Below are 20,050 nucleotides of genomic sequence, written 5' to 3' on the forward strand. Positions count from 1 at the left end.
ATCCTCCGCCGCCAGGCCCTGGCCGGGCAGACCTTCGCCGACCCCGACGAGATCATCTACGCCACCGCCGTGGCGACCACGCAGCTCAACACCCGTACCCGCCCCTGGGTCTGGGGCCGTCCGGCCCCCGAGCCTCGTCAACGCCGCCGCCGTTTCACCTACCTGCTTTGAGGAACGCAGCACTAGTCGGCGAGATCCGTTGGATTTTCGGCGATTACTACCGGGGTCCGAAGACGCCCCGACCGCCCACGAACGAAAGCGGTCGTAGACCGTCGACCATGAGCCGTACTCGGCAGGCAGGTCCCGCCACGGACCGCCGACGCGGAAATGCCACATCACGGCGTTGAACTGCTGCCGCAGGTCCGGGATCGGCCCCCGCTCACCCAGCGGCAGATACGGCTCGACCAAGTCCCACTCATCATCGGTGAGGTCACCACGCGCTATACCCCTTCGCCTGTCAGGGGCGGACGGCGCCGCATAGCACAACCTCATGATCTGAACTTAGAACAGGCCTTAACACAATGAGCTGAGACGGCGCCAGCAGATCAATGCGCAGGCCAGGCGGAGGAAGGCTTCGTGGATGTCGGCGCGGATCTCCCGGCGGATGCGCAGCCGAGGGAAGTGATGCAGCAGGGCGAACGCCTGCTCGACGACCCAGCGCTGTTTACCCAGACCAGAGCCGTGTTCGGTACCGCGCCGGGCAATCAGTGGACGGACACCAAGGGCACGGACTGCCTGTGGTACTTGTCGTGGTCGTAGCCACGATCACCCAGGACGACATCGGGACGCCGACTCCGGCGCTGCTTCTTGGGCAGCAGCGGCTCGATGACCGCCCACAACTCGTCGCTGACCTCCCACGGCTTCAGCCTCGCCACCTGCCGCTCCTCTCGCCGCCGCTACAGCGAGAGATCAAACCACAACAGAGATCATTCTGTTAGAGGCCCTAAGCCCAAAACCAACATTGAGTGGATCTTGAAGGGTTCTTTCAGCCGCTGACCTCGGGGTTGAGGAACCTGCGAACAGCCGTTGGCGCTGAGAACGATCATGATCCTTGGCGCTGACGGCCCGACCGGACAGAACTTCCATTCTGACGACATGGAAATCGAGACACAGGGCGCCGACCCGGGCGGGCCGCGCCGCCTGGTGCCGTCGCCATCCTTTGGTTACTCTTTGAATATGATAAATTACTGTCAGTTGAGGCGTGTTGTGGTCGCCCTGCTCGCCCTCGGCGCTCTGGCCCTGCCCGCGGCCGTCTTCGCCGGGCCCGCCGTCGCGCTCGCCTCGGCCGGCTCCGCTCACGCCGCACCCGCGGAGCCTCCCCCCGGCCACCTCCAAGTCGGCGACGGAAACATTCACGCACACTTCGACGCAGTCATCGACCTGGGGGGGTGAGGCAGCACCGTCGATGTCCTTTGGGGGCCCGGGTGATTCCCTCGGCGGTCGTCCCCGCGGCTGTGGCCGCGGTCGGTCGACCTCCGGGCCACTCGGCGGGCCGCCGGCTCCGCGATGTTCCGCCGCCGGGCCGATGCCGAACAGTCCGTCAACTCTGTCCGGTTCCCGAGACGGCGTCTGACCAGGTCAGCGCAGCGAGACCGCTGCGGGAACCAATCCGGCCCCACGCCGGGCACGGCTATCCACAGCCGAAACCTCGGCTCCCGCCGCCACCGCCTGACCAGCCCTATTAGCCCTTTCTGGCGTACTTGGTCTGCCCTCCTCCTGGAGCGGATCCTGGAGGTCAACCGGCAGGCCGGGATCCTCCCGCTGGAGATCGACTTCCTGCTCGCCCTGCAGTGATAGCCGCCCTCAGCGGGAGAGCCTGACCTGTTCGCGCGCCCGCGCGTAGGGGCCCTCTCGAAACGCCCGAAACCTCCGGCCTACGGTGGAGACATGGCCACGGCCAGGAGGTGCTACTGCCGGCACTGCCGCCAGCCGTTGCGCGCCACGATGCACGTCGACGCGCTCTACCGCGGCCCGGCCTGCAGGGCGGCCGCCCGCCGCAGCCGCCGCCACTGGATGAAGGTCTTCGCTGTCGATCTGGCCGCCGCCCAGGGGCTGCAGGACCGGATCGGGCGGCACTGCCCGGTGTGCGGGCACTGGTTCGTGCCCGGCGTCGGCGTGCGCCGCGACGCCCGCTACGACAGCCCGGCCTGCCGTACCGCGGCCTGGCGGGCCCGCCGGCGGGGGCGTTCACCCGCGCAGCCGCTACGCGAAGCCGTCACCGAAAGCGCCGTTGTGACGGATGCGGGCACGCCTGCACGCGGCTGACCTGCGCGGGTACGGCGGTCAACGTGTCCGCCGTCGCGCTGACCGCCTGACGGCGCTGCTCGGCGATAACTGACCCGGCTGGATCTTCCTGCGGGAATCCACAGTCTCATGGGCAATCCGCCCCCGGCCGCCGGGCAGGTCTACGCGCTGGCCGGCAGATCGCCCGAGGCTCGACAGGGGGTCAGGCAACGGAGTGGTTCACCGTGCCGGTGTAGGTGCCCGCAACCGCCTGGTCGGGAACGTTGATCACGACGGTCGGGTTCCAGGTGGCGGAGTTGTCGCCGGAGCCGGTCGTCTTGCTGAAGGCGGTCCGCGACGCGCCCAGCGCCTGCGCGGCCGCCACGTTGGCCTGGCCGGAGACGAAGGTGCCGGTGCCGTTGGTGGCGGTCGCGGGACCGGACCAGTAGAGGGCGTCGCTGGTGGGGATGGTCTCGGCGGCGGAGCCACCGCCGGTGGTGAAGCCCCCTGTCACCGCGATCACCGTCGCTGTCCACGTCGCGTTGAGCGCGGCGCGCTGGTCGGACACCGTGACCGGGCCGAGCTGCCCACCGATCCGGGTGCCCGGCGCGCCGCTGCCGATGTTGACCGGGCCGTCGGGAACGGTGATCGTCAGCCCGCCCGGGGCGGTCACGGTGAAGGTCACCGTGGTGGGACAGGTGGTCGAGGCGGGGCAGGTGTCGGCCCGCGCGGGCGGGGCCACCATCGCCATGGCCGCCACCATGCCGGCGGCGCCTACCAACGAGATGCCCCAACGGCTCTTCGACACTGCTGTCTCCTTCATCGGGCGCCCGCCCTACCTGAGCCGGTCCTGCGTGATCCCATCGTGGTCGGCGATCGGATGTCGGCACCTGTCCGAAAAGAACATTTGGCATCTTTTGGTGATCTCGTGGCGACTGCTGGCAATTGCCCGGCTGGCCTGCGGGGATCGGTCGGGCCCAGCGGACCCGCGGGGCGTCCTGCCCGCGAAAGCCACTACGCGAAGCCGTCACCGAAAACGCCGTCGTGACGGATGCGGGCACAGCTACCGACGGCTGACCTGCGCGGGCACACAGGTCACGGTGGTCGGCCTCTCCTTCGCCACCGCCTTGGGTGAGCGGTCAGGCGACCGAATGGGTGATGGTGCCGGTGTAGAAACCGGCGGCGGCGGTGGAAGGGAGGGTCACCACGAGCGTCGGCACCCAGCTCGTGGTGGTGGCGAGCGCTCCCTTACGGGCGCTGAAAGCGGTTCTCGGCACGGTCAGGACGACTTTCTGGGCGTCGGTGGGCTGCCCGGCGGTCCGGGTGCCGCCGCCGGTGGAGACGGTGGCCGGGCCGGACCAGTAGGCGACGTTGGCCTTGGCGATGGTCTGCACCGGTGATCCGCTGGTTGTGAAGGGGGCCCGGTAGTAACCGCCGAAAATCCAACGAATATCGCTGACCGGCGTCGACGCGGAGGACCCGGGCGAGGTCAGCGGCATCCTTGACCTGGCCCGCCGCATCCACCAACCGGCACACCACCCCTGCGGCGCCCTCACATCAGAGCAGGTCAGCGATATCCGCCCGATTTTCGGCGACTACCACGGGGATCCCCTACCGTGTGAAGTCGCCCGCGTGGTCCTCGGCCCAGACCGCGAAGCCGCGGGCCGGATGGCCGGTCAGCTCCTCGACCGTCCGGGTGGTCTCGACCGGCGAGCCGTCGTTGGAGCGCCACCAGTCGAGCAGCGCGTCGGCGAAGCTCCCGGGGATGTAGTCGGCCATCTCCGCCTTCCACGCCTCACGGCTGACGGCCTCGACCGCGACGGGCCGGCCCGTCACGCGTGAGATGTGGCCGATCTGCTCCCGGAAGGTGACGGACTCCGGCCCGGTCAGGGTGTACTTCCCGCCGCTCAGCCGGGGATCGGTCAGTACGGCGAGTGCCGCCTCGGCGATGTCCGCCTCGTGGATGGGGTCGGTGTGGGAGTCGGGGTAGGGCAGGCTCACCGCCCCGGTGGACTTGATGGGCCAGGACCACTGCAGCGCGTTGCTCGCGAAGGAGCCGGGCCGCAGGAACGTCGACTCGACGGGCGAGGCCGCGAGGGCTCTCTCGACCTCCAGGTGTGACCTGGCGATGGGGTCCTCGCCGGCGCCGGGGCCGAGCACCGCGCTGGTCGACAGCAGCACGATGTGCCGGACCCCGGCGTCGGCGGCCTGCTCGACGAACGCGTCGATGTGCGACGGCTCGGCGTAGAGGAAGACGGAGGTGACCCCCTTGAGCGCGGCGGGGAAGGTGGCCGGGTCGGCGAGGTGGCACCGCACCGCCGGCACGTCCCCGGGCAGGTCGAGCGTGTCGGGACTGCCGGAGGCGGCCCGCGCGTCGAGGCCCCGGCTCCTCAGGAGGGTCAGGAGCGTGCCGCCGACGAGTCCGCGGGCTCCGGTGACGAGAATGGTCATGGTGGATTTCCTTCTCACGGTCGGTGTGGCTGTGGACGAGGAGATCTAGTGGCGGCCCTGGGGCCGTGCCCCTCGGGGCAGTAGCCGGACGAGACAGCAGCTGACGGCGGTGACGGCGGCGACGAGGGCGAGGCTCCAGATCACGGCCCGGGTCTGGCCGCCGGTGGCCAGGGTGTTGAAGTAGACGGTGGTCACCGCGGCCGCCCCCAGGGCGTTGGCCAGCTGCTGGACCGCGCTGAGCGAGCCGCCGGCGCTGCCGGCCTCCTCGGGGGCGATGTCGCCGATGGTGACGTCGTAGATGGTCCCGAAGCAGGTCCCCATCCCCAGTCCGATGATCAGGACCGGTGGCACGAGGGCCCAGGGACCCACCGAGGTCCCGGCCGACAGGACGAGGACGAGCAGCCAGCCGGTGCCTGTCAGGGTGATGAGCAGGCCGATGAGGACGAGATCTCGTCCGAGCCGGCCGATGAGCCGGTAGGAGGCGATGGAGGCGATGACGATGCCCACCGCGACCGGCGTCAGGCCGAGCGCCGTCTTGAGGGGCGGGTGGCCGAGGCCGTTCTGCATGAAGAGGGACAGCACGTAGAGCAGGCCGGAGACCGCGGCGAAGAAGGCGACGCCGAGGACGAGACCTGAGGTGAACCCCCGATTGCGCAGCAGCGACGGCCTGATCAGCGGGGCGGCGGCCGTGTGCTGGCGCCGGCAGAACAGGCCGAAGAAGGCGGCGCCGCCGGCGACGGACAGGACGGGGACGAGCCTCCATCCGTTGGCGGACCCGTCGATCAGGCCGAAGATCAGCCCGAGCATGGCCGCGGCGAGCAGGCCGGAGCCCACGCCGTCGACGGTGGTGGCGGGGTCGCCGGCGTCCTTCGGCAGGAGCCTGACCGCGGCGAGGATCGCGAGGCCGCCGAGCACAATGTTGATCAAGAACATGGAGCGCCAGCCCAGCCCGGCGAGGACGGCCCACCGTCTTCTCGGGGGGAACGCCTCCTTTCCGGGGGAGGCCGTCTCCGCGACGGCGGTGGTGGGGTGGGCGGACGTGGACAAGGGCGTGACTCTTTCGGGAAGGGAGCGCGGGGCACGCTGAACGCGCCCTCGACACATATATTGTGTGACGCAGATATTGCGTCACGCAGATAAATGTGAGGCAGGTGGGGCCCGATGTCAAGTCCGGGACAGGACGGAGCTGGGGGCGGGAGGGAGCCGGGGCGGGGCCCGGGGGGCGCCGCCGGTCCGGGGGCTGCCAGGATTCTCCGGTAGCCGTAACCGGAGTCAGGGGGTCCCGCGCATGACCGCATCGGCGGAGAGGGCCGGAGTGATCGTGGTCAGGGCCGTCGCCTGGGACGACGCCGCGGCCGTCGCGCTGCGCGAGGCGATGGAGGAGGAGATGGGCGCCCGGTACGCCGACCGGATCGCCTCGAAGGTGGACTACCTGCCGCGCGGCATGAACGTCGAGCCCGGGTCCGTCGTCTACACCGGGGTCGCCTACCTCGGCGCCGACCTGCCGGTCGGGCACATCGCGCTCCGCCGGCTCGGCGCCGAACTGGAGCTCAAGCGGATGTTCGTGGTCCCGTCCCACCGGGGCGCGGGCGTGGCGCGCCCGCTGCTGGCCGCGGCCGAGGACGCGGCCCGCGCGCTCGGCGGGACGCGGATCATCCTGCAGACCGGAGACCGCCAGCCGGACGCCGTGCGGGTGTACCGGCGAGAGGGGTACGTCCCCATCCCGGTCTTCCCTCCCTACGAGCGGCTGGAGGGCTCCTACTGCTTCGAGAAGCGGCTGGCCTGAGCCCTGCCGTACCGGACGTCGAGCCCCTCCCGGAGGGCCCGCGCGCGGACCTTCCGGAAGGGGCTCGAGGTCGCCGGGCTCCCTCGGGGGAGTCGCCCGGCTCCCGTGGGGGAGGGGTGGGATCCGCCGGCCCGGTGAGGCGGCCGGCCGGACCGGACGGATCCTCCCGGCGCTACGGCAGGGCGGCCTCGGGACTGTCGACGTAGATCTCGCCGAAGTCGATGACCGGGGCGGAGCCGGCGAAGTTCCGCTCGACCTCAGCCTTCTCGGCCGCGTTCGGGTAGGGGTTGGTGCAGCTCACACCCGCGCTCGCACCGGACATCAGGTCGCTGCACCGGCCGGTGCGGCGGTCGGGCAGTCCCAGGATGTGGCCGATCTCATGGGCGGAGATGCGCAGCGGGTTGTGGCCCTGAGCGGTCGCCTGCCTGCCGATCCATACGGTGCCGCGGCCCAGGCCGGTGGGCTGGGCGCGGGGCCAGCCGTTGTCGGCCAGCACGACGAAGTCCGCCGGGCTGCCGGCGACCAGGCGCACGTTGACCACGCTGGAGTTCCAGATCTGTGCCGCCTGGTCCACGGCCGAGCGGAACTCGGCCGCCCGGCTGGCGTCGTAGCGGAGCACACGCACCGCGGACGCCTGCTGCGTGCCGGTCCCGGCGGCCTGGGCGGCCGGCGCCGTCGCCAGGAAGGCGAGTCCCAGGACGAAGGCGACGGTGAGACGGATGACTCTTGACACTTCTGTCAGACCTCCTCGGCCGTTGGGGGGTGCTCGTCAGGACGGGCCAGGACGAGGTGGTGGCGAGGAGGGTGATCAGCCGACGGTCAGGGTGAGGCCGTAGACCGACAGGGCCTCGTTGACCGGCTGGTGGTAGGTCGTGCCGCCGCTCCTGCAGTTGCCGGAGCCGCCCGAGGTCATGCCTTGGGCCTGGCTGCCGGAGATGAACGAGCCGCCGGAGTCGCCCGGCTCGGCGCAGGCGCTGGTGCGGGTCAGGCCGCTCACCGTGCCCTGCGGGTAGGTCACGCTGGCGTTGTGCTGCTGGATGGTGCCGCAGCGCCAGCCGGTGGTGGAGCCGGAGCGGCAGATCGAGGAGCCGACCACGGCCTGCGTGGAGCCGCGGACGATGACGTTGGCGCCGCCGGACCCCTTCACCCAGGGCCTGGGGGTGTTGCCGGGCGCGGCGACCCAGGCGTAGTCGTTGCCGGGGAAGGACGAGCCCTGGAAGGTGCCGGTCGGGTTGGTGGTGCGGGCGCCGGCCCTGCCGCAGTGGCCCGCGGTGACGAAGCCGGGCGTGCTCCCCTTGGTGACGGAGAAGCCGATGCTGCAACGGGTGGTGCCGTTGATGTAGTAGGCGTTCCCGCCGATGATGTCGATGAAGGGCCTGGGCTGTTCGGCGGAGACCGTCACGCGGACCGCGTCCTTGTCCACGCCGGCGGCGGCCACGAGGGCCTCGCCCGCGGCCTGCTGCGCGGCCAGGACCACGACGGTGTTGGTCGGCAGGTCGACATACCAGAGGGAGGCGCCGGCCTTCGCCTGCGCCGGAGCCTGGTCGAGCTGGTCCTTGACCGCGTTGAGCTGCGCCAGGGTGCGGCTGACGACCACGGGCTGGGCGCCCTTGGCCTTGATGGCGTCGGCCGTGGAGGCGTCGCTGGTGGCGACGAGGAGCTGGGAGGCGTCGCCGTTGAGCCAGGCGCCGGCGTACTTGTCGCCGAGCGCGCCGCTCAGGGCGGATTCCGTGGTCATGGCGCGCTCCTCGTTGGCCAGCCGCGCCACGGCCTGCTCGGCGGTGAGGCCGAGGTCGCGCTGGAGGGCGTCGATGACCGAGGGGGACGGCGGCTTGGGGGCGAGGGGAGCGGGCGCTGCGGCGGCGGGTGCCAGGCTGGAGACCATGTACAGGGCCACGGTGGCGGCTCCGGCCAGGAGGGAACCTCGACTGAACATACGCACTCCTTGTGAGGGGTGCTGTCAAAGTATTGGCCGTGCCGCGCTGAGGGATGTACCAAAAAACCCCTATCACGGTGTTATGGGGCTCGTTACCGATTTACCGGGCTCCGGCGGTCATCGGGCCAGCACCTCGATGAAGCCGGCGACGGAGCGGGCCGAGTCGACCTTCATGATCACTCTGGTGTCCGGAACGCTCCGGCGGGGCGAGCGCGGCGCCTGCCCGGCCCGGACGCGCATCAGGTGCGCGCGTGCCAGCGGTCCGTCGCCCACCACGCGGACCGGGCCGGTCGCGGACGCGGTCGCGAGGCCCGGGTCCAGCAGGATGCCGGCCGCCAGCGGGTCGTGCAGCGGGACGGCCCGGCGCCCCCACCTTCCCCGGTAGAAGTCGAGGTAGGCGTCCAGGATCTCGCAGGCGAAGCGGGCGCGGGCGGTGCCGGCGGCGCGCAGCGGGCCGAGGTCCGCCTCGTCCAGGACCGTAACGCCGGTGACGTTGACGCCGACCGCCACCAGCTCGTTGCGGGGAGCGGCCAGGACCGCCCGCGCGGCCGCCGGGTCGTTGACGACGTTGGTGTCGGCCATCAGCGCCCGGCCCGGCCCGGTGCGGGGACCCGAGCCCCCCATCATCACCACCGAGCGGTAGCCGGTGAGCAGGCCGGGAGCCGCGCGCAGCGCCAGGGCCAGGTTGGTCAGCGGGCCGAGCGCCAGCAGGTCGAGCTCGCCGGGATGCTCGCGGGCGAGCCGTACCAGCAGCTCGGCGCCCGACTCCCCGGTGACCTCCGGCAGCGGGCGGTCGTAGCCCCGGTCCCCGAGACCGTCGGCGCCGTGCGCGCCCGCGGCGGCGGGCGCGCGCCCGGACAGCGCCCGGTCCGCGCCGCGGGCGATCGGCGCCTCCAGGCCGAGCAGCCGGGTGACGTAGCCGATGTTGCGGGCGGCGTCCTCCTCGGCGCAGTTGCCGAACACCGAGGTGACGGCGGCGATCTCGGCGTCCGGGCGGCCCGCGAGGTAGAGCAGGGCGAGCGCGTCGTCGATGCCGGTGTCGGTGTCGACGACGACGTGGCGGACCTGGCTCATGAGTCCATCCTGGCCGGGACCCGGGCGGGCCGCTCCCACCGGGGAGCGGCCCGCCCGCTCCTCACTCCTCTTCCTCGTCACCCTCGAAGAAGTCGCCGATCTCGTCGATCGCCTCGGCGGCCACGAACCCGCCCACCATGCCCGCCGCTCCGGCCGCCACGACCGCGCCCATGCCGGGCCCGCCGTGGTGTCCGTGGTGTCCGTGGTGGTCGTCGTGGTAGCCCCCGTGGGGGGCGCCGCGGTGTCCGGCCAGGCCGTTCAGCCACATGGTGATCTCGGCGCCCCAGTCCATCTGGAGGGCCTGCTCGTGGCTCACCTGGAAGCGCCCGAAGGAGTCGTGACCGGAGCCGTGCCCGCCGCGCTTGTCCGCCTCCAGGATGACCTCAAGCCGCCCGGCGTCGGCCACGAAGGTCAGCTCGACCTCGTTGACCAGCCCCGCGTACTGGGGCGGCGGGTAGAACTCGATCTCCTGGTAGAACGGCAGCGACTGCTGCACGCCGTACAGCCGCCCGGATTCCAGGTCGGCGCTCCTGAAGTGGAAGCCCAGCCCGGAGAAGGCCGCCAGCACGGCCTCCTGGGAGGGCAGGGCCGCCACGGAGAAGGGGTCGAGGTCACCCTTGTCGACCGCCTTGGCGATCGCCAGCTCGGTGCGCACGCCCATGGCCATGCCGCTCAGCGGCCGGCCCTGGACTTCGGTGAGCGGCGTCTCCCAGGGCACCGGCACCTGGAACGGGATGGCGCGCTCCTCGCCGACGCCCAGCTTGAAGGGGCCGGAGACCTCGGCACGGAAGAACTCCCCGAGACCGCTGTGCTCGCCCTCGCTGTGCTCGGTCTCGATCCTCGCGACCAGCCCGAGGGTGACGTGCTCGATCTCCGCCTCGAAATCCCCTCCCTTGATCCGGACCTCTCCGCTCAGGGACCCGCCGGGCGAGACGCGTGACACGGCCAGGACGGTGTCCACCGAGGGACCTCCGACGCCGAAGGCTCCCAGCAGCCGTTTGAAGACCACGGATATCTCTCTCCTGTTGTGGTGACGTAACCGAAACGGCGAACGAGTGATCGCCGCCCGCGGTTCCCGGGATCACGCGGTTGAGGTCCTCTTCCGGGACCGCCTGCCCCGCATCCGGTGCGTGATCGCCGATCTCTGACAGCGATCAAGTAGGACAGCGTCAAATCATTGGTTCTGGGCAGCCGGAAGTAACGGGGGATAGATTGCTGCCTCACACGGACGGCTGACCGGTCAGCCGGTCCCGGCCGCCACTGCCGGCACGCCCCTCAGGCTGGAGCGTTCCACGCGCCGTCCGTGAGCGCGGGCCGCCCGGGAGCCGGCGCGTCACCGTCCGAACGCCACAGGAGGACACGCGCCCATGACTCACGACCCCGCCGACGACGGTGGATCCGGGTGGGAGGAGGGGGAGGAGGCGCTGCCGCGCCGCAGCGACGCGCCCCGGTGCCCGCACACCGAGATCGACCGCCGCTGCGTCCTGCCGCCCGGCCACGAACTGGAGCACGTCTACCCGCACCAGCAGGCCGCCGCGCGGTGATCGCGGGCGGCGGATCAGTCCTTGCCCCGTCCGGTGATCGCGTCCCGGACCCGGTCGACCAGGCCGGTGAGCGGTGCCACCAGCTTGTTGGCCGGAGGGGTGTCCGGCGCGGCCGGGTGCGGCCGGGTGGGCGCGATCTTCTTCACCGCCTCGACCTTGTGGCCCAGCTCGGCCAGCTGGGAGGGGCGGGCGTGCTCGCGCAGCTTGGGGAAGAGCTCGCCCTCCTCCTCCTGCACGTGCGCGCGGATCTCTCTCATCAGCCGCTCCAGCAGGACGGCGTGACGGGAGTCGGCGACATCGGTCGTCTCCAGCTCCTTCATGGTCCGCTCGGCCTCGGCGTGCTCGGCCAGCTCGCGGTCCGCGAGCTCGGCGCCTCCGGGCACCAGGTCCCGCACGGCCGGGTACAGGTAGGCCTCCTCGGCGACCGAGTGGCGCACCAGCTCGATGATGACCTTCTCCGTCAGCTCCCCGCGCCGTCCGGTGTCGCTCTCGCCGAGCCGCTCCAGCTCGCCGAACATCTGTTCCACCTCGCGGTGGTCGTGCGTCAGCACGGTGATGACGTCCGTGTCCTGATCCGCGCTCATGGATGGCTCCCTCTCCGCGTACGCGGGCATGCGTCGTTCATCGGTCTGTGTGATTCACGGCAGGCGCCGCAGCGCGGGCAGGAGTTCCTTCTCCGACCAGTCGAAGAACTCCCGCTGGTGCTCGTGGCCGATCTGGACCAGGGCGACGTGGGTGAATCCGGCATCGGTGTATCTGCGCACCGCCTCCACGACCGCCTCCACGTCGGAGCCGCACGGCACCGTCTCCGCGACGTCCTCCGGGCGCACGGTCTCGGCGTAGGCGGCGAAGTTGACCGGGGCGGGCAGCTCGGCCATGACCTTCCAGCCCGCCGCGGCCCAGCGCCACAGCCGGTGCGCCCGTTCCAGGGCCGCCTCGGGATCGGGGTCGTAGGAGATGGGCAGCTGGCCGTAGACCGGCCTGCCCCGGCCGCCGGCGGCGGCGAACCGCTCGACGAGTCCGCCGTCCGGATCGGTCGCCACCAGCCCGTCGCCGTACTCGGCGGCGATCTCCGTCGACCTGTCGCCGGAGGCGGCAATCGCCAGGGGGACCGGGCGCTCCGGCAGATCGAACAGCTTGGCCGAGTCGACGTCGAAGAACTCGCCCCGATAGGTCGTGTAGCCGCCCTCGAACAGCTCCTTGATGATCTCGATCGCCTCGCAGAACATCTCGTGCCGGGTGTTGACCGGCGGCCAGCCGTGGCCGATCACGTGCTCGTTGAGGTTCTCCCCGGCGCCCAGCCCCAGGGTGAACCGGCCCTGGGTCAGGACGCCCATCGTGGCGGCCTTCTGGGCCACCACCGCGGGGTGGTAGCGCATGATCGGGCAGGTCACGTAGGTCATCAACGGCAGGCGCTCGGTCGCGTGCGCAGCCGCGCCCAGCACCGACCAGGCGTACGGCGAATGCCCCATCTCCTCCAGCCACGGGAAGTAGTGGTCGGAGATGACCGCGTAGTCGAAGCCGATCCGCTCCGCCGTGGCGACGTCGTCCACCAACTGCCGGGCCGGCGTCTGCTCACACATCATCGTGTAACCGATCTCTGCCATGCCCGGTCCCTACCCAGCCCCCTGGGGACCTCGCCGGAGAGCGGAGAAACTTGGACTTCTTTGCCGCATCACTGCACGCGGGCCGGGAAGCCGCCAGGCCGGAGACGGCCGGCTCACCCCGGTGGCTTTCACCGGCACGGTACGCGCGCCTGGGTTTCGGAAATGACCAGACCGAAAGTCTCCGGCATGGTGGCTGATGACAGCGGCGTTGGCGGCGTCCCTAATTTCCAGGCTCGGTCTCGAGAGCCGTTTTGAAATGAACTGTAACGCTGACTATAAGAATGGAATGTTATGCCAAAAATTTAAAGTTTGAGGCTGTTGTGGTCGGCCGTGCTGGGCGTAGAGACAGAGCAGAGATGTCTCTGAAGAGGAGATCGATGGCAGTGACCGCACTGAAGCAGGAGACAGTGGGGACTCTTCCCGGCGAGGTGGCGATCCCCTCCTATGACCGGTCGAAGCTCACCGTCGGCATCGTCCACTTCGGGGTGGGGGGATTCCACCGCGCGCATCAGGCGATGTATCTCGACCGGCTGATGAACGAGGGCCAGGCGCACGATTGGGCGATCTGCGGCGTCGGGGTCCTTCCCGGCGATGCGCGGATGCGTGAGGCGTTGACCGCGCAGGACGGCCTTTACACGCTCGTGCTGAAGCACCCCGACGGAGCGCGTGAGGCCCGCGTCATCGGGTCGATCACCGAATACCTCTTCGCACCCGACGATCCAGAAGCGGTCATCGAGAAAATGGCTGACCCGGCGGTACGGATCGTGTCGCTCACAGTCACCGAAGGCGGCTACAACATTCACCCCGTCACCGGGGAGTTCGATACGGAGGCCCCCGCGATCCGCGCAGATCTGAGGCCCGGCGCGATCCCGGCCACGGTGTTCGGACTCGTCACCGAAGCTTTGCGCCGCCGGCGCGCCCGGGGGGTCACGCCGTTCACCGTTATGTCGTGTGACAACATCCAGGGGAACGGGGACGTCGCACGCCGTACCTTCACGGCGTTCGCCCAGCTCGTCGACTCTGACCTCGCCGCCTGGATCAAGGACACCGTCGCGTTCCCCAACTCGATGGTCGATCGCATCACCCCCGTCACCACCGACCAGGACCGCGAGGCCCTGGCTCTGCGGTTCGGTGTCGAGGATGCCTGGCCGGTCGTCTGCGAGCCGTTCACGCAGTGGGTGCTCGAGGAGCATTTCCCCGCTGGACGTCCTCCCTGTGAAGACGCCGGAGTTCAGGTCGTCGCAGATGTGGAGCCGTATGAGTTGATGAAGCTGCGCCTGCTGAATGCCAGCCACCAGGCGCTCTGCTACTTCGGTTACCTCAGCGGGTACCGGTACGCCCACGAGGTGGCCACCGACACGGTGATCGCGACGTTTCTTCTCGACTACATGAATATCGAGGCCACGCCGACGCTCCGGCCGGTGCCGGGCATTGACCTGGACGTCTACAAGCGGACCCTCATCGAACGATTCTCCAATCCCGAGGTGCGAGACACTCTGGCGCGACTGTGCGCCGAGTCGTCGGACCGGATCCCGAAATGGCTGCTCCCTGTCGTGCGCGAGCAGTTGTCCCGTGGCGGTGAGGTCACGCGCGCAGCCGCCGTGGTGGCCAGCTGGGCGCGCTACGCGGAAGGAGTCGATGAGTCCGGTGAGCCGATCGAGATAGTCGACCGGCTGAAGGAGCAGTTGACGGCCACCGCGAAAACGCAGCGTGAACACCCCACGGCCTTCATCGAGAATCGAGACCTCTTCGGCGACCTCGCCGATGACAAGCGTTTCGTCGAACCGTATCTGCACGCGCTCGAATCGCTGCACACGAAGGGCGCCCGTGTAACGGTGCGGGAGCTCGCGGGGCACGGAATACGTACGTGAGCGGGGGGCACAGATCGTTCCGACCGGACCGGGAGTACCGCGGCGGTCAGGCGGAGCCGAGCGTTCGAAACAGGCGTCGTGCTGGAGCAGGCCGTCCTCGATCGCTCCGAGTGTGAAGGCACTGACGCGAACCTGGCTCCCCTCGAACGCCGTCGGTTCACCGCGCGTATCGGGCGTACTGGTCCCGGATGACAGGGCGGTAGTCGGGTGCCGGCTCGGCCGCTATGGACAATGGCCAGCGCGGACGCGACCCCGTGAGCGCCCAAGCCGCCTGCACTGCGGCCCCGTCCGCGACGTATTCGCCTGGTTGTGGAACGACGACGGCCGGCTCGAACGTCTGGGCGGCGATTTCCTGCACGGCGGCATTCTGGGCCGCTCCGCCGATCAGCAGTACGCGGTCGGTCTCGACTCCCTGTCCGCGGACGGCTTCAAGACCATCGGCGAGACCGCAGAGCATGCCCTCGATCGCCGCACGTGCCAGGGACGGCCGGGTCGTCGATCTGAGCGTCAGCCCGAAGAGCGTGGCCGTGGCATCGGGGAGGTTGGGAGTACGTTCTCCTTCGAAATACGGTTGAAGCACGAGGCCATGAGAGCCGGGAGGGGCTTCAAGGGCGAGCCGGCCAAGTTGGTCGTGATCAACGTCGAGGATGCGCGCCACGGCGTCCAGGACGCGTGCCGCGTTCAACGTCGCAACCAGCGGCAGGAACAAGCCGCTGGCGTCCGCGAATCCGGCAACGGTGCCTGTGTCATCACACGTCGGATGGTTGGTCACGGCAAACACGGTGCCGCTCGTGCCGATCGATACGACGACATCGCCGCGAGCCGCGCCAAGTCCGAGCGCCGCCCCGGCGTTGTCGCCGGCGCCGGCACCGACAACGATCGATGTTCCGGCGACCGTGCCGGCGCGTTCGGAAGGTCCGAGGACCCGCGGCAGGATCGCCCTGTGTCCCAGCGCCCGCTCGAAAAGCTCGAGGTCGTATCGGCCGGTGAACGGATTCCAGTAAGCCGTGCCGCTTGCATCCGATCGGTCTGTAACGAGTTCGTCGAGATCCGGTCCATGTGTGGTCGAATCGGCTGGACCGTACCCGCGCAACCGCCAGGTCAGCCAGTCATGCGGCAGTGCGACGGCGGCGACATCGGCAGCGTTGCCTGGTTCGTGATCGCGCAGCCAGCGCAGCTTGGTGGCGGTGAAGGATGCCACGGGAACGGTTCCCGTCCTCCGGGCATAGGCACCAGCGCCCGTTTCGGATACGAGGTCGCGTGCCGCAGAGGCCGACCGAGTGTCGTTCCAGAGCAATGCGGGCCGGATGACGTGACCGTCGGTGCCGAGGGGGATGAGGCCATGTTGCTGGCCCGCTATCGCGATCGCCGCGACATCATCGATCCCGCCTGCTTGGGCGATCGCCGTCTGCAGTGCCTCCCACCACCGTGAAGGATCCACTTCGGTGCCGTGTGGGTGGCTCGCCCTGCCGGAGCGGACAAGACCTCCGGTAGCGGCATCTCGAATCACGATTTTGCAATTCTGGGTCGACGAGTCGATGCCCGCCACTAATGCCATCAATGCCTCACTCGCATGAGCCTTTTCCCTGAAGGTCAGCCTGTATGAGGTGGTTATCCCCTGATGCATCCGGTTACTCGTATCACCGGCGGTGGAACTGTATGAGCGGGCTGCGCGACAACGGCGGCACATGAGGCTGGGCGGCGTTGCCGTCGGCTGTGTGCCGCGATGCGGACTCGCGGTCCGCGTCATGGTCCTGACCTGATGCAGGTGATGTCACCGCACCGGCAGGTGCCGACTGCGGCCACGACAGGCTGAAGATCCCGCTTGCCCGGACGGTCCCGGCAGGCCGCAGGCGGCATGGAGCGGGTGAGGCGCCGTAGACGCTCCGTGAGACCTGGTGCGCTTGCGTGATCTTCTCGGTGGGTTCCGCGTCGCGGACCTGGCGCGAGCCGGAGTGGCGGTACGGCGGGCGTAAAGGTGATCCAGGAGACCCGCGGCAGCCCACACGTCCGTTTGACGTTGCGGCCTTCTTGCTTTCCGCCGCGGTGAAGTGGGTGCACGCTCAGCGGCCGGGAATCGGGTCTCCCTCAACCAGCGGAAACCAAAATCTCATATATTTTATTAAAAAATATCACATATATGTTTACTTCACTGTTTTTACGCATAAAACTGTTCTCCATGCCCTCACCTGCAGTGTCAGGAGGTGCAGTGGAGCGCTATTCATCCCAGCCGAGTAGGCGCGAGGTCCTCCGTGGCGCCTTGGCCGTCGGGGCGTCGCTGACTTTGACCGGGGGCCTGAGCGCCTGTGGCTCCCGCAGTGATGCGGTGCGAACCGCCGGCGGTGACCAGTGGCGCCAGTTCAAGGGCGCCACCCTGAACTTCATCTCGGAGAACACGGCTCCCACCGCGGCCATCGCCGCGAACATCCGCCCGTTCACCGATCTGACGGGGATCAATGTCAACATCGTGACGCTGGAGCTGAGCGCGCTGGTCCAGCGGGTCGCCCTGGACCTGGCTTCGGGCCGGGCCCAGTACCAGGTGGTCTACGCCGATCCCTACCAAGTGCTCGCGCCGTACCAGCGAGGATTGGTGGACCTGCGTTCGTTGCAGGCCGAGCCGGACCTGCCGGACCTGCCCGGCGGCGTCGCGGACTTCATCCCCGCTCAGATGGATGCCGCCGGCCGGTTCGTCGATCCCGGAGCGGTCTACACCCTGCCGTACGACGCGCCGACGATGATCTGGCAGTACCGGCGCGACCTGTTCGACAAGTACCACGACCGCATGGCGGACGACCTCGGTCTCGACCCCGCCCCGGGCGGCGACCGGACGTGGGAGGAGTACTTCAAGATCGCCCAGTGGTTCAACAGGAACGCGACGTCGGACGTCAAGTACGGCACTGGGCACCAGGCCCGCCAGCACGACTCCCTGATGAACGACTTCAGTAACGTGCTGTGGTCCTACGGCGGCACCTACTTCGACAACGGCAGGGAAGTGGGGCGCATGGGGGCGCGGGATCCCGGCCCGTGCCGGCTCGATTCCGACGCCGCGATCGCGGGTGCGGAGTTCTACAACCGGCTGCTCGGTATCGCCGACCCCGCCTCGAAGACGTGGGACTGGGACGGCGTGGGCGCCGCGTTCCGCGCGGGCCGGCTGGCGATGTGCCCGAACTGGCACGAGTTCGCGGCCAGCAACGAGCAGGTGCTGCCCGGCAAGGTCGGCTACGCGCCGCTGCCCAAGGGGCCGGCCGGCACGGCCAACATGTACGGGGGCACGGGGGTGGCGATCAGCGCGAACACGCTGCCTCACGAGCGTGGCGCGGCCTGGCTGTTCCTCGTGTGGGCCACCTCGCCCGAGACGCAGCTCGCCAACCTCAAGAGCAAGGCCGGCGGGGGCACTCCCACCCGCACCTCCGTGTACGAGCTGCCGGAAGTGCGCGCGGCCGAGAAGCGGCCTTCGCCGATGCCGAACATGCTCACGGCCGCCGCGGTGCGGCAGGCCTGGCAGGCCGACCGGATCGGCCTGCGGCCCAAGATCCCGATGTGGAACGAGTGCAACACCGCGGTCTTCACTCAGCTGTCCCGGATGCTCAGCGGGGCGGCGTCGCCGGAGGAAGCGATGCGTTCGACCAAGTCACGGGTGGATCGGATCGTGGCACGAGGGTGGGTGGCCTAGATGACGCACGCCGCAGACTCCTCGCCGGTGCTCCGCAGGTCCACCCGGCCGAAGACCACTGCTGTGAAGGAGCCGCGGGTCGGCTTCGAGGGCAAGATGATGACACCCGGCCTGCTCCTGCTGGCCGCGCTGTCGATCGTGCCCTTCCTCGCCTTGATCGCGATGAGCTTCTCTCTTGTCCGGCTGCTGGGCGGAGTGCGGCTCGAACTGGTGGGCCCGCGCAACTGGGTGCGCTTCCTCACCGACGCCGACATGTGGATGTCGTGGCTGCGCACGGTCATCTACTTCGTGCTCACCGTCGGGCTGGAGATGGTTCTGGGGGTGGGTATCGCACTGTGCCTTTACCGGGTGCTGCGCGGCCGCAACATCATGCTCAGCCTGCTGCTGCTGCCGATGTTCGCCGCGCCCTCGATCGTCGGTCTGCTGGGCCGCTACCTCACCGACTCCACCTTCGGCCTCTACGCGTGGGTGCTGAGCTCCCTCGGCTACAGCGGCGACATCCTCGGCAGTCCTGTCAGCGCCTTCGCCGCTGTCGTGCTGATGGACGTATGGGAGTGGACCCCGCTGATCGCCCTGATCACCCTCGCCGGCCTGTCCAGCGTGCCCCAGTCGGTGCGGGAGGCCGCCGCCGTCGACGGCGCCCGGGGGTGGATGACGCTGCGGTACATCCTCTTCCCGGCGATCGCCAACGTGCTGCTCGTCGCACTGCTCATCCGCTCGATGGATGCCATCCGCTACTTCGACATCATCTGGGTCACCACCAACGGCGGACCAGCGGACGCGACCAAGATCGTTCCTGTCCGGCTGTACGAGACCGCGTTCCGCTTCTTCGACTTCGGTTACGCCGCCGCCATCGGCCTGGCGATGCTGGCCTTCTCGATCTTCATCGCCCGCACCTTCGTCCGGCTGCTGGATGTCAGGGGGTTGACCCGATGAGCACCTCGATGACACCGCAGTCGCCCGCCCACCGGCAGGCCGGTCTCGGTCAGACCGCGCGGGAAAACGGGCGAGTGGTCACCGCCGCCCCGCGAGGGACGCCGCAGTCCCCGCTTGAGGCCAGCAGCCGGCGCTCGCGCTGGACGGTGGCGCTCCTCCTCGTCTTGGCCATGCTCTGGACGCTGGTTCCCCTGCTCTGGATGCTGCTGTCGTCGTTCAAGAACCGCACGGACGTGACCTCGGCCACGCCGCAGGTCCTGTTCGCCCCGACCCTGGAGAACTACCGCAACCTGTTCACCGGCTCCAACAACCTCGGTCCCTACATCCTGCACAGCGTGCTCGCCGCCGGGATCTCCGCGCTGCTCGCGGTCTGCCTGGGCGCGCTCGCCGGCTACGGCCTGGCACGGACCCACATGCGCGGGAAGAAACACCTGGCCTTCTGGATCATCTCGACGCGCATGGCGCCCATCGCGGCGGTTGTGGTCCCGCTGTTCCTCATCTTCCGCGGGCTCGGTCTGATCGACTCGATTCCCGGGCTGGTGCTGGCCTACCTGACCTTCAACCTGCCGTTCGCCATCTGGCTGATGAGCGCGTTCTTCGCCGAGGTGCCGCTGTCCCTGGAAGAGTCCGCGCTCGTCGCCGGCTGCAGCCGCTGGCAGGCCTTCCACATGGTCATCCTCCCGCTGACCAAGTCGGGTCTGGTGACCACCTTCGTGCTGTGCCTGGTCTTCGCCTGGAACGACTACGCGTTCGCCGTGGTCTTCTCCGGGCCGAACTCCCAGACGCTGCCCATCGCCGCCTCCCAACTGGTCACCCAGACGGGCATCGACTGGGGCCAGCTCACCGCCATCGGCACGATCGTGGTCGTGCCGATGATGCTCGCCGGACTCGCCGTGCGCCGTTGGCTGGTCACCGGGCTCACCCTCGGTGCCGTCACAGGAGAGTAGGG

Annotated in this window: 20 protein-coding genes and 1 pseudogene; 8 read left to right on the plus strand and 13 right to left on the minus strand. The window is 69.4% G+C overall.

Features of this window, described 5'->3' with window-relative positions:
- Together ACZ6R6_RS30525 and ACZ6R6_RS30530 are read right to left on the minus strand one after the other, a co-directional pair.
- On the minus strand, nucleotides 1-492 hold a 492-nt coding region (locus ACZ6R6_RS30525), incomplete at its 3' end, for a transposase (protein ID WP_470099103.1).
- A gap of 21 nt (nucleotides 493-513) precedes the next feature.
- Nucleotides 514-827: pseudogene (locus ACZ6R6_RS30530) on the minus strand (transposase); the annotation flags it as partial.
- A 367-nt stretch (nucleotides 828-1,194) separates the two neighbouring features.
- Here ACZ6R6_RS30530 and ACZ6R6_RS30535 point away from each other — a divergent pair.
- Nucleotides 1,195-1,392: a hypothetical protein gene (locus ACZ6R6_RS30535; RefSeq protein WP_470099105.1), complete on the plus strand. Its 198-nt coding sequence runs from the start codon at nucleotides 1,195-1,197 to the stop codon at nucleotides 1,390-1,392.
- Between the two features lie 495 nt (nucleotides 1,393-1,887).
- Entirely contained in the window at nucleotides 1,888-2,265 is a 378-nt protein-coding gene (locus ACZ6R6_RS30540) for a hypothetical protein (RefSeq protein ID WP_470099107.1), read from the plus strand.
- A 181-nt stretch (nucleotides 2,266-2,446) separates the two neighbouring features.
- Here the strand turns inward: ACZ6R6_RS30540 and ACZ6R6_RS30545 are convergent, their stop codons facing one another.
- From ACZ6R6_RS30545 to ACZ6R6_RS30560, 4 genes are all read right to left on the minus strand, one after another.
- Nucleotides 2,447-3,031 (minus strand): hypothetical protein, encoded by a 585-nt coding sequence (locus tag ACZ6R6_RS30545; protein ID WP_470099109.1) that lies wholly within the window; start codon nucleotides 3,029-3,031, stop codon nucleotides 2,447-2,449.
- A 331-nt stretch (nucleotides 3,032-3,362) separates the two neighbouring features.
- The gene (locus ACZ6R6_RS30550; protein WP_470099111.1) at nucleotides 3,363-3,617 is read right to left on the minus strand and encodes a hypothetical protein; all 255 of its coding nucleotides are present in this window, start codon (nucleotides 3,615-3,617) and stop codon (nucleotides 3,363-3,365) included.
- A 217-nt stretch (nucleotides 3,618-3,834) separates the two neighbouring features.
- Nucleotides 3,835-4,674, minus strand: a complete 840-nt coding sequence (locus ACZ6R6_RS30555) for an NmrA family NAD(P)-binding protein (RefSeq protein WP_470099113.1) — start codon at nucleotides 4,672-4,674, stop codon at nucleotides 3,835-3,837.
- 45 nt (nucleotides 4,675-4,719) lie between these two features.
- Nucleotides 4,720-5,721, minus strand: a complete 1,002-nt coding sequence (locus ACZ6R6_RS30560) for an MFS transporter (protein ID WP_470099115.1) — start codon at nucleotides 5,719-5,721, stop codon at nucleotides 4,720-4,722.
- Between the two features lie 241 nt (nucleotides 5,722-5,962).
- Here ACZ6R6_RS30560 and ACZ6R6_RS30565 point away from each other — a divergent pair, with 241 nt between their 5' ends.
- Nucleotides 5,963-6,460, plus strand: a complete 498-nt coding sequence (locus ACZ6R6_RS30565; RefSeq protein ID WP_470099117.1) for a GNAT family N-acetyltransferase — start codon at nucleotides 5,963-5,965, stop codon at nucleotides 6,458-6,460.
- A gap of 172 nt (nucleotides 6,461-6,632) precedes the next feature.
- On the opposite strand, the gene ACZ6R6_RS30570 is transcribed toward ACZ6R6_RS30565, so the two are convergent.
- The 4 genes from ACZ6R6_RS30570 to ACZ6R6_RS30585 form a co-directional block, all read right to left on the minus strand.
- Nucleotides 6,633-7,193 (minus strand): snapalysin family zinc-dependent metalloprotease, encoded by a 561-nt coding sequence (locus ACZ6R6_RS30570; protein ID WP_470099119.1) that lies wholly within the window; start codon nucleotides 7,191-7,193, stop codon nucleotides 6,633-6,635.
- A 75-nt stretch (nucleotides 7,194-7,268) separates the two neighbouring features.
- The gene (locus ACZ6R6_RS30575; protein WP_470099121.1) at nucleotides 7,269-8,396 is read right to left on the minus strand and encodes a S1 family peptidase; all 1,128 of its coding nucleotides are present in this window, start codon (nucleotides 8,394-8,396) and stop codon (nucleotides 7,269-7,271) included.
- A gap of 117 nt (nucleotides 8,397-8,513) precedes the next feature.
- On the minus strand, nucleotides 8,514-9,470 hold the full coding sequence (locus tag ACZ6R6_RS30580) for a nucleoside hydrolase (RefSeq protein ID WP_470099123.1): 957 nt from the start codon (nucleotides 9,468-9,470) through the stop codon (nucleotides 8,514-8,516).
- 61 nt (nucleotides 9,471-9,531) lie between these two features.
- Nucleotides 9,532-10,479, minus strand: a complete 948-nt coding sequence (locus ACZ6R6_RS30585) for a sporulation protein (protein WP_470099125.1) — start codon at nucleotides 10,477-10,479, stop codon at nucleotides 9,532-9,534.
- A 358-nt stretch (nucleotides 10,480-10,837) separates the two neighbouring features.
- Between ACZ6R6_RS30585 and ACZ6R6_RS30590 the strand changes: the two genes are divergently transcribed.
- Nucleotides 10,838-11,014 (plus strand): hypothetical protein, encoded by a 177-nt coding sequence (locus ACZ6R6_RS30590; protein WP_470099127.1) that lies wholly within the window; start codon nucleotides 10,838-10,840, stop codon nucleotides 11,012-11,014.
- Between the two features lie 14 nt (nucleotides 11,015-11,028).
- Here the strand turns inward: ACZ6R6_RS30590 and ACZ6R6_RS30595 are convergent, their stop codons facing one another.
- Together ACZ6R6_RS30595 and ACZ6R6_RS30600 are read right to left on the minus strand one after the other, a co-directional pair.
- Nucleotides 11,029-11,598: a hemerythrin domain-containing protein gene (locus ACZ6R6_RS30595; protein WP_470099129.1), complete on the minus strand. Its 570-nt coding sequence runs from the start codon at nucleotides 11,596-11,598 to the stop codon at nucleotides 11,029-11,031.
- A gap of 54 nt (nucleotides 11,599-11,652) precedes the next feature.
- Complete coding sequence (locus ACZ6R6_RS30600; RefSeq protein WP_470099131.1) at nucleotides 11,653-12,621, minus strand: TIGR03557 family F420-dependent LLM class oxidoreductase; 969 nt, start codon at nucleotides 12,619-12,621, stop codon at nucleotides 11,653-11,655.
- A 377-nt stretch (nucleotides 12,622-12,998) separates the two neighbouring features.
- On the opposite strand from ACZ6R6_RS30600, the gene ACZ6R6_RS30605 reads away from it, so the two are divergent.
- On the plus strand, nucleotides 12,999-14,492 hold the full coding sequence (locus ACZ6R6_RS30605; protein ID WP_470099133.1) for a mannitol dehydrogenase family protein: 1,494 nt from the start codon (nucleotides 12,999-13,001) through the stop codon (nucleotides 14,490-14,492).
- Between the two features lie 157 nt (nucleotides 14,493-14,649).
- On the opposite strand, the gene xylB is transcribed toward ACZ6R6_RS30605, so the two are convergent.
- Nucleotides 14,650-16,050 carry a xylulokinase gene (gene xylB, locus ACZ6R6_RS30610; RefSeq protein WP_470099135.1) on the minus strand — a complete coding sequence of 467 codons (1,401 nt, stop codon included), beginning with the start codon at nucleotides 16,048-16,050 and terminating at the stop codon, nucleotides 14,650-14,652.
- A 768-nt stretch (nucleotides 16,051-16,818) separates the two neighbouring features.
- Here xylB and ACZ6R6_RS30615 point away from each other — a divergent pair.
- The 3 genes from ACZ6R6_RS30615 to ACZ6R6_RS30625 are packed head-to-tail and all read left to right on the plus strand — an operon-like array spanning nucleotide 16,819 to nucleotide 20,048.
- Entirely contained in the window at nucleotides 16,819-18,165 is a 1,347-nt protein-coding gene (locus ACZ6R6_RS30615) for an extracellular solute-binding protein (protein ID WP_470099137.1), read from the plus strand.
- Nucleotides 18,166-19,101 carry a carbohydrate ABC transporter permease gene (locus ACZ6R6_RS30620; protein WP_470099139.1) on the plus strand — a complete coding sequence of 312 codons (936 nt, stop codon included), beginning with the start codon at nucleotides 18,166-18,168 and terminating at the stop codon, nucleotides 19,099-19,101.
- Nucleotides 19,098-20,048: a carbohydrate ABC transporter permease gene (locus ACZ6R6_RS30625; protein WP_470099141.1), complete on the plus strand. Its 951-nt coding sequence runs from the start codon at nucleotides 19,098-19,100 to the stop codon at nucleotides 20,046-20,048. Before ACZ6R6_RS30620 ends, ACZ6R6_RS30625 begins: the two co-directional genes overlap by 4 nt.
- The last annotated feature ends 2 nt before the right edge of the window (nucleotides 20,049-20,050 follow it).

It is taken from the genome of Streptosporangium sp. NPDC048886, from assembly GCF_055586905.1.